This is a genomic window from Emticicia fontis, from assembly GCF_054779675.1.
Genome location: NZ_BAAGXU010000066.1, coordinates 156,833 through 169,179, shown reverse-complemented (window position 1 = coordinate 169,179; position 12,347 = coordinate 156,833). Strand labels below are relative to the sequence as shown.

The following is a 12,347-nucleotide window of genomic DNA, read 5'->3' as shown; positions in this document are numbered from 1 at the left end:
AAAATTATGATACGCAATTACCTAAAAATCGCCTGGCGGAATTTGTTGAAAAACAAAACCTTTTCGCTTATTAACATCTCTGGATTGGCCATTGGCTTTAGCAGTTTTATTCTGATAGGCTTATATGTGGTCGATGAACTCAGCTACGATCAATTTCATGAAAAAGCCGATAGGATTTACCGCCTGCAAGCTGATATCCGTTTCGGAGGTACTGACTTGAGGTTAGCCGTAAGCGCCGATCCGGCTGGGGCTGTCTTGAAAAAAGACTATCCTGAGGTAGAACAATACGTAAGATTTTATACCAGCGAAGGCTCTAAATTTGTAAAAAAAGGAAATGAATATATCAATGAGGCCGACGTTGCTTATGCTGATTCGACCTTGTTTGATGTATTCAGCTTCCCATTAATAGCCGGCAATCCGAAAACTGCTTTAGACCTGCCTAATACGATGGTAATCAGTGAGTCGGCAGCTAAAAAATACTTTAGCACAACTGATGTAATCGGTAAAAGTCTTGAAGTAGGTATCCAGGAAAAAACACGTTATAATATCACGGCGGTAATGAAAGATATGCCGAAGAATTCACACTTCCATTTTGATATGTTATTCTCGATGGATAACGTAGATTATGGATTCGGGAATTTTCTGAGTCATAATTTCTATACTTATCTGGTACTCAAAAAAGGAACTGATGCCAAGGCATTTGAGAAAAAACTAGAGCAGGTAATCGTGAAATACGTGATTCCGCAAGCCAAAGAATTCATGCAGGTAAATAGCATCGAGGAGTTCAGAAAGTCGGGCAATAAACTGGAATACAGCATTATTCCATTGACTGATATTCACCTGAAATCTGATAGATTTCCTGAAATGGGCGTAAACGGTAATATGCAGTATGTGTATATTTTCTCGGCGGTAGCACTCTTTGTTTTATTGCTGGCTTGTATCAACTTCATGAACCTTTCAACAGCTCGCTCCGCCAATCGGGCTAAAGAAGTGGGCATCCGCAAGGTGCTGGGTACGGGCAAAGGAACGCTCATGAGCCAGTTCATGGCAGAATCGACTTTAATGAGTTATCTGGCTTTTGTGGTAGCCATCATCCTAACCTGGATTACTCTGCCTTATTTTAATGATTTAGCCGCTAAATCTTTCACTTTTAGTTCATTATTCGCACTAAATACCTTACCTTTTCTTTTATTATTACCTATTGTAGTAGGCATATTGGCAGGTTATTATCCTGCATTTTTCCTCTCCTCTTTCAGACCGATTGTGGTACTAAAAGGAAAAGTAAATGCCGGATTCCAGAAAAGTAATTTCCGTAATGCCTTAGTAACCTTTCAGTTTTTTACTTCCATATTTCTGGTTATCAGTACTATCATTGTTTATCGACAACTCAATTATATCCAGACCAAAAATGTAGGATTCAACAAAGACCAGGTTTTGATAGTGAATGGTACGGGTGCATTGGGACAAAGAGCAGAATCTTTCAAAAACGAAGTAATGAAACTGACAGGAGTACAAAATGGTGCTTCTGCCGCTTATCTACCTGTTTCTAACTCGTCTCGCAGCGATAATACTTTCTCAAAAGAAGCCATCATGGATATGAAAAATGGCTTCAATATGCAGAACTGGAGGGTAGATTATAACTATATTCCTACGTTGGGCATGAAGATGGTGAAAGGTAGAAACTTTTCGAAGGACTTCGGTACTGATTCGAGTGGGATGATTATTAATGAAGCTACGGCTAAGATTCTGGGCTATGAAGACCCGATAGGAAAGAAACTTTATACTTCTACGGGGGGTGGTTCAAATCAGACTAAAGTCTTTGAGATAATAGGGGTTGTGGAAGACTTCCACTTCTCGTCTATGCACGAAACCATCGGGCCATTAAGTATGCAATTAGGCAAAAGTGACTGGACAATGGCCTTTAAAGTACGTACAGATGACTTGAAAGGATTAGTGGATAGAATAGAACAGAAATACAGAGCGATGGCTCCTGAAATGCCTTTCAGCTACCACTTTCTGGATGAAAGTTTTGATGAAATGTATCGTGCTGAACAACGTGTCGGCAAAATTGCCATCACTTTTGCAGTACTTACCATACTGATTGCTTGCCTGGGTCTATTTGGGTTAGTAACCTATATTGCTGAGCAACGCACCAAAGAAGTAGGTATCCGCAAGGTATTAGGCGCATCAGTATTCAGTATTACCACGCTGCTAACAAGAGACTTTATCAAATTAGTAGTTATAGCCTTATTGATTGCCAGTCCGATAGCTTATTTGTTAATGAATAAATGGCTCAAAGATTTTACTTACCGTATAGAAATCGAATGGTGGACATTTGCGCTGGCAGGTATAATCGCCGTTCTGATTGCTATATTAACCGTAAGTTATCAGGCCATTAAATCAGCCCTGATGAATCCGATAAAATCGCTAAAGACGGAGTAAAGAGAGAATGGAAAACGGAACAAGGAGAAAGTAGGCGAAGAGGGCTGATAGACCCAAATAGTATTTCAAACAAAATAAATAAGTATAGAAAGGAAAAAGGTAATTAATAAATCCTTTTTCCTTTTACCGTTTTCCATTAACCTAATAAAATTATGATTCGCAATTACTTTAAAATCGCCTGGAGAAATTTGATGAGACACAAGGTGTTTTCATTTATCAATATCTTCGGATTAATGATTGGCTTAACCAGCTTTATTTTAATCGCCTTGTACATTTTTGATGAGCTGACATTCGACAGTTTTCATACACATGCCAATCATATTTATCGGGTAGTGAATAAAAAAGTCTCTGCTGAGGGCAAAGAGGCTAAAGTAGCCAGTGTGGCTTATCAGATATCAGAGGTTGGAAAAACAACTTTCCCTGAAATCAAAAAGGCGGCCAGATTTACAGGGGCAGGTAGAAGTAATGTTGGCACCATGGAAAATACCAATGTTTTCTACGAAGATTTGGGATATGCCAGCAATGAATTCTTGGAAATCCTTGATTTTGATATGCTTGCAGGTGAGCGCAAAACTGCATTGACTGCTCCCTTTTCGGTGGTTCTTACAGAAGAATCGGCATTGAAGTATTTTAATTCTACCAATGTTATCGGGAAAGCACTTAAGGTAGACAGAGACACCATCCCCTATACGATTACCGGTGTACTGAAAAATATCCCTGTTAATTCACATATCTCGTTCAACCTCCTTTTTTCGGAGTCGAGCATTAATAGCAAGCGTTTCCGTGATTTTGTTAGTTCAGACTGGAGTTCAGATAGCTTCAATACATACCTGCTTTTGGATGAAAAAGCCCAGAGTAATAATGTAGAAGCAAAACTCAATCAGTTAATAAAATCTAAACGCTCACCAGCTGAAAAGGATAAGTATGCCTACTCGCTTCAAGCCTTAAAGAATATTCATTTTTACTCGGCAGATATTGAGGGACAATCAGGAGGGAATATTACTTATATTTATATATTTGCCGTGCTGGCAGTATTTGTATTGGTGATTGCTTGTATTAACTACATGAACCTGACTACAGCCAGGTTTGCCAATCGTGCCAGAGAAATAGGCGTACGCAAAACGGCAGGCGCATCACGTGAGAATTTGATCAGACAATTTATAGCAGAGGCATTTTTAGTGACTGCCCTGGCTTTAATATTAGCACTGTTAGTTGTTCAGATCCTGCTCCCTTATTTCAATAATTTTACACATAAAGAGCTCACACTTGATTTTAGTACAGATTATCGTATCTGGATAGGTGTTGGCATTGTGGTAGTAATTGCCAGTCTGATGTCGGGTATGTATCCTGCTTTATTCCAATCTCGTATCAGACCGATTTTATTGCTGAAAAATAAAATTAATGTTGGTAAGGGAAATCTTTCTATTCGTCGTCTATTAGTTATATTCCAGTTTTCATTATCTATTATCATGATAATAGCAACTGCTATCGTGTATATGCAAATGAAATATGTAGATACGAAAGATATGGGCTTTAAGAAAGACCAATTGGTAATAGTAGATATTAATAGTGGCAAAGTAAGACGCGGTGCCGAAACCATCAGGAGGGAGTTTGCTAAATTATCACAGGTAAAAGATGTGTCAGTCAGCTCACGTGTACCCGGTGAATGGAAAAACTTAGCGAAGGTGAGGGTGAAAAATGAAAACGTTACTTCTCTAGAGGGAAAGGATATGTACTTTTTAGGTATTGACGACCAGTTTCTGAAAACGTATGATATTCAGCTATTGAAAGGAAGAAATTTCAGTAATACCGGTACAGCAGACTCTACGGCTGTTATTATTAACGAAAGTGCTGCTAAACAACTAGGTATCACACAGGCATCTAATCAGATTGTTGAGATTCCAAGTGTTGACTTTGGCGGCAGTATCGAAAAATTAGATGCTTCATTTAATGTAAGAGTGGTAGGTATTGTAAAAGACTTCAACTTTCAGTCTTTGCACCAGGCTGTTTCTCCAATGGTATTGGGCTTTCGAAATAACCCTATTCAGAACATTGATTATTTCAGCAGCAGGGTTACTACCGAAAATATTAATGAAACGCTCAAACAGATGGATAATATCCTGCATAGTATAGATCCGCAACATTTGTTTGAATACCATTTTTTAGACGAGCAATGGGACTTATTCTATCAACAAGACCAGATACAGCAAACTATATTCCTGATAGTAGCTATCTTGACTATTCTGATTGCTTGTTTAGGGTTATTCGGTCTTGCTACTTACGCAGCCGAGCAACGTATCAAAGAAATTGGTGTCCGCAAAGTTTTAGGCGCAAGTATCGGTAGTATCATTGTGATTCTTACAAAAGACTTTGTCAAGCTGGTATTGATAGCAGCATTGATAGCCTTCCCGGTTGCCGGGTGGGCTATGCACAGTTGGTTACAAGACTTTGCCTATCATATAGATGTTAAATGGTGGGTATTTGCCCTGGCAGGTATCATAGCCATCACAATAGCCTTGCTGACCATTAGTTACCAGACCATCAGGGCTGCACTAATGAATCCGGTGAAATCTTTAAAATCAGAATAAGTAAAGAAAGGAACAGGGAAAACGGAGAAAGGAAAAAACAATTTCCATTTTTCTTTCTCCATACTCCTTTCTCCATTTTGCTATAACCGTAACAATTATGCTTCGTAACTATCTAAAAATCGCCTTCAGAAATTTACTGAAAAACAAGATTTTCAGTATCATTAACATTGCAGGACTAGCCATTGGTATGGCTGTTTGTATGTTGATTCTGCTCTATGTATCACATGAGCTCAGCTATGATAAATTTCACCGGAACGGAAAGAATATCTTCCAGACATTGGTGAAAATGAAGTTCGGCTCTAATGACGTGCAGTTTAATCTGGTATCAAAAAACTTTGGCAATGCCGTAAAACAGGCTAATCCGGAAGTAGAAGATTATGCACGCGTAGGTGCGTCATTTCAGGATGATGTCGTGATTAAATCTGACGAAAATCATAAGTTTTTTGAACGTAAGTTTGTTTTCTCTGAGCCTTCACTATTCAATGTCTTTTCTATTGATTTCATTCAGGGAAATCCAAAAACTGCACTGGCGGAGCCGAATACTGTAGTGATTAATGAGGAGGTGGCACAAAAATATTTTGGCAATACAGACCCTATTGGTAAGACGCTCACTTACAATAAAAAAGATATTCTTAAAATAACGGGGATATTTAAAAAACTCCCGACTAACTCAACTCTCGATTATGATTTCATCGGTTCATTGTCAACCTTTGATGCAATCTCTAAAAGAGATAGAGGACAAATGTATGAATCGGATGATTTAGTAGGAACAGGTAGTTATCTGACGTATTTCTTATTGAACAAATCTGAATCAGTTGCTAAAGTAGAAAAGGTCATTCCAAAGGTAGTAACTAAAGATGAGAACAATGGGCTTATGGCTCACACGACATATATTTTAGTACCCTTTCTTGATTCACATTTAGGTAATAACTGGGGTGATTTCTCTAATACAAAATATGTTTCCATATTCCTGATCATAGCTGGAATTGTCTTGCTTCTGGCATTGATTAATTACATGAGCCTTACAACTGCCCGCTCGACTATCAGAGTAAAAGAAGTAGGTGTGCGCAAAGTTTTAGGTGCAAATCGCAAACATCTGGCTACTCAATTCTATGGTGAGTCGATCATCGTAAGCCTGATTTCGTTTGTATTGGCTTTACTATTATTTCAGGTTTTAAAACAACCTTTCTATAACCTGCTCAGCCTCAATATTGATAATTCTTTCATCACCAGTCCATTGTTTTTGAGTATTCTCTTAGGATTATTGGTATTTACCTCTTTGATAGCTGGCAGTTATCCCGCCTTATTGCTATCTAAATTTTCACCGATTCAGGTATTAAAGGGTAAGTTTGCGTCGGGTAATCAGGGTGTTAATCTGCGTCGGGTATTTATTGTATTCCAGTTCATGGCTTCTGTTGTGATGATTATTTGCAGCATGGTGGTGCAGAAACAATTGTCCTATCTACAAACGAAAAAGATTGGCATGAACAAAGAGCAGATATTGGTAGTGCCTTTATCAAACGAAGCCCAGAAGCATACGGCAGCCCTAAGACATGATTTAAAACAGGATGCAGGTATTCAACAGATAGGTGCTTCTTCTTTATCTATGTTCTCGGGAGGATGGAATATGTACTTTACCAAAACCCCAACTACCAACGAAGATGTAAGTATCAACAATATGGAAGTAGACGAAGACTTCCTGAAAATCCTGCAACTGGATTGGAAAGTGAAACCAGCCAATATGGAACAACTAGCTCTGGGTAACGATAAGATTGTGATTAACGAAACAGGTGTTGAAAAACTAAAAATAGCAGAAAAACCTATTGGGCAAAATCTGCAATTGGCCAATGAAAGACGCGAAATAGTTGGAATATTGAAAGACTTCAATTTTACTTCTCTGCAACAAAAAATAGATGGCATGGTGCTGAAAGTAGTAAAAGATACTACTCAGCTACGTACACTCTATATAAAAATAGACCCTAAATCTGACTTGCAACAAAAGGTAGCATCTATCGAGAAAGCATATAAAAAATATGAAGCCGATGTCCCTTTTGACTACTATTTTCTGGATGATGCTTTTAATAAACAATATCGTTCTGAACAACGCATGGGTAGCCTTTTTGCCGGGTTTACGGGTGTGGCTATTCTAATTGCCTGTATGGGTTTATTCGGTCTTATAACTTTTACAGCCGAACAAAAAGTAAAAGAAATTGGTATCAGAAAAGTTTTGGGAGCTACCATCGGAAATATTGTGGGGCTATTGTCTAAAGACTTTATCCGACTGGTATTAATTGCCAATGGCATTGCTTTCCCGATAGCTTATTATTTTATGAACAACTGGCTGCAAGGCTTTGCATATAAAACAGATATTGGTGCAGGTATCTTCGTTATAGCAGGTATTCTGGCCATTGGCATTGCGCTTCTGACAGTCTTATATCAAGCCATCAGGGCAGCTTTGATGAATCCGGTGAAATCTTTAAAAGCAGAATAAGGGAGAAAGGAACAGGCGGACGCTGCGCGGGAACACGGAGAAAGGAAGAAACCCTTCTCCGTGTTTATCTTTTCTCTCGGTACTTAATCTTAATTTTTTACCTGTATTTTCTTTTCCATTCCCTATTTTCCTTTCTCCCTTAAATTGTACGCTGCCGTACAAAAACTGTCCACTTCTGGACGGAATTTGCTAATCGTTTCTTTGTAAGTTGTTGAAAATCAGTTGATTATTTCTTAGGTATGCTTTTTGAGGGAGTATGTTTATGAAACAATGCTAATTGAACCACACAAACTTTTTATGCTAGAATTAGTAGCGCATTTTTGCACGCTTAGACTACATATTGAAAGAAAACTGAAGTATTGAGAGAAACATTATCTAAAAAAAAAGTCCCCTTTAGGGGCGAGGTGTATGATTCGTAACTACTTAAAAATCGCCTGGCGGAATTTGTTAAAAAACAAACTGCAAACCCTCATTAACATCACCGGACTTTCAATCGGAATGGCTTCCTGCATTCTGATCCTGATGTTTGTGTTTGATGAATTAAGCTACGATAAGTTCTGGCAAAATGGTGACAGAGTCTACCGAATGGCGCTTGAGCGCATTTATCCGGGCAGATCCACAAAATATGCCATTATTCCTCCCTCTTATGCTCGGTCAGTCAAGAAAGAATTGCCGGAAGTAGAAGAGACTGTCAGGATTTTTAATAATGGTGGAGAAACACTTATCAGACATAATAATCAGGTATATCAGGAAAGAAACGTTTTTTTTGCGGATTCTAATTTCTTCAAAGTGTTTAAATTGCCTTTGCTATATGGTAATCCTGACAAAGCGCTCATGGCACCGAATTCGGTGGTTTTAACTGAAACGACAGCCAAACGGTTTTTCGGAACAACAAATGCTATTGGTAAGTATATCGAATTAGTTCAGGGGCCAAAACTTCAGGTAACAGGAATTAGTGCAGATATGCCTAAAAATGCCCATTTTCAATTTGATTTCCTGAGTTCAGTAAAAGGTAATCGGTTTGCCGAAGCCACTAATCACATCAGCTTTGCTGCGGCAACCTATCTCTTGTTAAAACCCCATACTTCGCCTGAGCAGGTGCAAGCTAAGCTACCCGCCATTGTCGAAAAATATGCCTCAGGTGAGGTACAACGAACTTTCGGGGTGTCATATAAAGAGTATGTAAAAGCAGGCAACGGCTATTTTTATTTCTTACAACCTTTGCAGAGTATTCATTTAGAATCAAATCTGGAGGCTGAATTAGGTGCTAACGGAAGTAGCAATCTGGTCTATATTTTCATGGTTATTGCGGTTTTTGTACTATTGATTGCTTGCATCAATTTTATGAATCTGGCTACGGCTCGCTCTACCGAACGCGCCAAAGAAGTAGGTATCCGCAAGACTTTGGGTTCAACCAAATCTCAACTCGCTATTCAGTTTCTAACGGAATCTGTTTTGTTAAGTGTCACAAGTTTGTTTGTTGCTACAATATTAGTAATGTTAGCAGTGCCATTTTTTAATAATCTGGCTAACAAACATTTGATACTAGATGATTTCTTTACCTGGAAGACCATTCCATTAATGCTTATTCTTTCAATTGCCGTAGGTTTAATAGCAGGTTTGTATCCGGCTGGGGTTTTATCATCTTTTCAGCCAATACAAGTACTCAAAGGCAAGTTTATATCTAAAAAACAAGGACATAATCTGCGTAATGGCCTGGTAGTTTTTCAGTTTTCTATTTCCATCATCCTGATTATCAGTACATTGGTAGTATATAGGCAGTTGAATTATATTCAGAATAAAGAATTAGGCTATTCAAAAGATTTTGTGATTCATTTGAGAGGAGCAGGCTTTTTACAAGACCGCACACAAGTCTTTAAAGATGAAATACAGAAAATAGCAGGCGTTGAGAAAGTAGGAGGGACAAGCGCCGAACCCGGTCAGGAGCAATTCTTCGGCATTAGTTTCCGTAAAAGTGGCGAGAAAGAAACCGTAACGGGCAAGGCAATGGTAGCCGATGATGGCTATCTACAAGCCCTGAATATGGATTTGGCTGATGGAAGATTCTTTCAAAAAGAATTTAACGATTCTCTCTCTGTGATTCTGAATGAAGAATCGGTAAAAGCACTGGGTTTAAAGAATCCTATCGGACAAAAAGTATTCAGCCCTGATAATCTGGCAACAGGCGAAGAGGCTGAAATGACTTATACTGTCATTGGTGTGGTAAAAGATTTTCATTTTTCATCCCTCCATCAGAAAATCACGCCTCTCTTTATTGTTAATAACCGCTTTTTTGCCAAAACAAGCAACCTGATGGCAGTTAGAATCAATACACCAGATTTCCAATCAGTCATCAATCAATTGCAACAGACATGGAAGAAATTTCTACCTGAACAGCCTTTTAATTATGCTTTTCTGGATGCTGATCTGGCAGAACTATATAGAAATGAAAAGGTATCTCAGCAGGTATTCTGGATATTTTCATTTCTGGGTATTCTGATTGCCTGCATGGGCTTATTAGGATTGGTAAGTTATATCGTTCAACAGCGCACCAAAGAAATAGGAATCCGTAAAGTTTTAGGAGCTACTGTACCAAGCATTATTCTTCTGCTCTCAAAAGATCTGCTCAAATTGGTATTGATTGCCCTACTAGTAGCCTCACCAATTGCTTATTATTTGATGCACAGTTGGCTACAGGATTTCGCTTATAGAACAGAAATCAGCTGGTGGATATTTATCCTGGCAGGTATAACGGCAGTTGTAATTGCCTTTGCTACGATTAGTTTCCAATCTATTAAAGCCGCACTGATGAATCCGGTAAAATCTTTGAAAACGGAATGATTGGAGAAGGCGGTCTGCCGCTGCGGGTAAAAGGAGCAAGGAGAAAGCACTCTTTTGTAAGAACTTGTTTAACATTGATTTTGCCAATAAAGTGACCTTTATAGAATAATTCTTATGCTCGTGCAGACTTTATTCTGCACTTGAAAGATGTCATGTCCTTTGTTATCTTAGTCGGTGACTTCAGTCGCTGTTTCTTTTGTAGGGTTGAATTACCGATGTGGAAGGGATAAGAATGAGGTTATTTCCTCAACTCAACCATCGCTCCCAAAAGCCTGTCAATCCTCTCAACAGAGATATCCTCATGAGGGTCAATGAGCAGGATTTTCATTCGGGCTCTTGCTTCCTGAATTAAATCCGGCTCATCTATCAGATTTCCATCAATAACACCAATATAGGATAGAGGAATGCCATTACTTTTGTACTTTTTATGTACCCAGAAATAGCATAACATTTTGCCCTTGTAGCAATACATAGGCATTTTATATTTCCACGTCTCTGTGATTCCCGGGTCGTATTTTAGTATATACGACCTCAGAAAAATCAGACAACTTTTGGTTGGTTCTTCCAGTTGTTCAAAATATTGGTCTATTGGCCTTAACATATTTATTCAATAGCTATCAATATATCTATTTCTGCATTTTCGGGGTTCTGCGCCTTTGCTCCATATATCTCAAAATCTGCTGTATAAGCTCTGTTTATATCACTGTTCCAGATTTTTATCCATTCCTGCGCCACAATTCCCTCGTTGATATTTCCTTTAGCCGTAAAAGTTGTATAAGTACCTCCCTCTATTAATTTACCTGTTAATCCATCAGGAATACTTTCAAGGTTTTCCACCTTGCAGCCTAAAAGGGTAGTGTACGGTTCAGTATAATCTTTCTCATAATCGGTATAGATGCAATACAGTGTATCATCCATTTTGTTGGGAATTTTGGCAAGCGTATTTTCTGCAAAAAATTGAGCCCAAAGTGCAGGTATATCCTGCATGGCTTGTTGATTTTCATTCGTTGTTCTGATACTTAGGCCAATAAAGGCAAATGTTGGGATGTGTGTTAAATTCATGATTTTGCTTTTTGTTTCAGGCAAAACTAGAATTGTGCTAAGACAGTGGTATGTCAGGGGTATCAGAATATTTCTTTCTCATGGCATCAAAATATTCCTGTAATGTGATATTCTGCGGTTGAAACTTTTCAGTTAAAGTTTCTAAAGCCTGTATCCGGTCTAACCGGAAAGAGCGATTTTCTTTTCTTAACCTGCAATAGGCAATCAATACCCAGTTTTCCTGCGTATTGTATAAGGCAAAAGGCTCAACTACTCTCTGGCTTATATTATTTTCCTGGGAGACATAATCAATACAGATAGGTGAATAATTGGTCAATGCCAACTGAATAATTGAGAGATAATGACTACTACCGCTTTGCGGAGTGTTATTTCTATATACAATTCTTTCGGCTAATATCCGGGCTTTTTCTTTGGTATTTGTACGTAATACGGCCTTTACTTTAATGAGTGCATCCTGATAATTTTTGATAAAAGAAGTGTCACTGTTTTTCAGTACCAGTTGCTCAGCCGTTATTAAGGCATTGGCTTCAGTCTCAGTAAACATAACAGGGGTCAGTGCAAAACCTTCCACCAAAGAATATCCCTTCCCTTCTTCTACCAAGATAGGTATACCAGATAATTCCAAAGCTCTGATATCTCTATAAATCGTTCGGATACTTACACCAAATTTCTTAGCCAATTCGGTAGAAGTAACCAGGCGCTTTGTTTGCAAAAAAGTGATAATGGCAGTTAGTCTTGAGAGCCTTGGGGTTTCAGAATCAAACATGGATGAATCTAGTATTGATACGCCAAAAATAGTTAAAAAGTGTATCAGGCAATAGATATATAATACTACTATTTGAGTATAAATAAAATCTGACTTAGCGTCAATTGGCTGTTCAATCAAAGAAAACTCGGCAAAACCAGCTCATTTATGCTTAGTA

Annotated in this window: 7 protein-coding genes; 4 read left to right on the top strand and 3 right to left on the bottom strand. The window is 38.4% G+C overall.

Annotated features, from left to right (window positions below):
- The first annotated feature begins 6 nt into the window (after positions 1 to 6).
- The 4 genes from ACYVFA_RS26225 (at position 7) to ACYVFA_RS26210 (ending at position 10,362) form a co-directional block, all read left to right on the top strand.
- A complete protein-coding gene (locus ACYVFA_RS26225; RefSeq protein ID WP_460474831.1) occupies positions 7 to 2,442 on the top strand; it encodes an ABC transporter permease in 2,436 nt (811 codons plus the stop codon).
- 152 nt (positions 2,443 to 2,594) lie between these two features.
- Complete coding sequence (locus ACYVFA_RS26220) at positions 2,595 to 5,030, top strand: ABC transporter permease (RefSeq protein ID WP_460474830.1); 2,436 nt, start codon at positions 2,595 to 2,597, stop codon at positions 5,028 to 5,030.
- Between the two features lie 97 nt (positions 5,031 to 5,127).
- Positions 5,128 to 7,521, top strand: a complete 2,394-nt coding sequence (locus tag ACYVFA_RS26215) for an ABC transporter permease (protein ID WP_460474829.1) — start codon at positions 5,128 to 5,130, stop codon at positions 7,519 to 7,521.
- Between the two features lie 408 nt (positions 7,522 to 7,929).
- The gene (locus ACYVFA_RS26210; RefSeq protein WP_460474828.1) at positions 7,930 to 10,362 is read left to right on the top strand and encodes an ABC transporter permease; all 2,433 of its coding nucleotides are present in this window, start codon (positions 7,930 to 7,932) and stop codon (positions 10,360 to 10,362) included.
- A gap of 238 nt (positions 10,363 to 10,600) precedes the next feature.
- Here the strand turns inward: ACYVFA_RS26210 and ACYVFA_RS26205 are convergent, their stop codons facing one another.
- The 3 genes from ACYVFA_RS26205 to ACYVFA_RS26195 are packed head-to-tail and all read right to left on the bottom strand — an operon-like array spanning position 10,601 to position 12,190.
- Positions 10,601 to 10,963, bottom strand: a complete 363-nt coding sequence (locus ACYVFA_RS26205) for a DUF1801 domain-containing protein (RefSeq protein ID WP_460474827.1) — start codon at positions 10,961 to 10,963, stop codon at positions 10,601 to 10,603.
- Positions 10,964 to 10,965: 2 nt separating this feature from the next.
- On the bottom strand, positions 10,966 to 11,424 hold the full coding sequence (locus tag ACYVFA_RS26200; RefSeq protein ID WP_460474826.1) for a GyrI-like domain-containing protein: 459 nt from the start codon (positions 11,422 to 11,424) through the stop codon (positions 10,966 to 10,968).
- 37 nt (positions 11,425 to 11,461) lie between these two features.
- A complete protein-coding gene (locus ACYVFA_RS26195; RefSeq protein ID WP_460474825.1) occupies positions 11,462 to 12,190 on the bottom strand; it encodes a helix-turn-helix transcriptional regulator in 729 nt (242 codons plus the stop codon).
- Between the last annotated feature and the right edge of the window lie 157 nt (positions 12,191 to 12,347).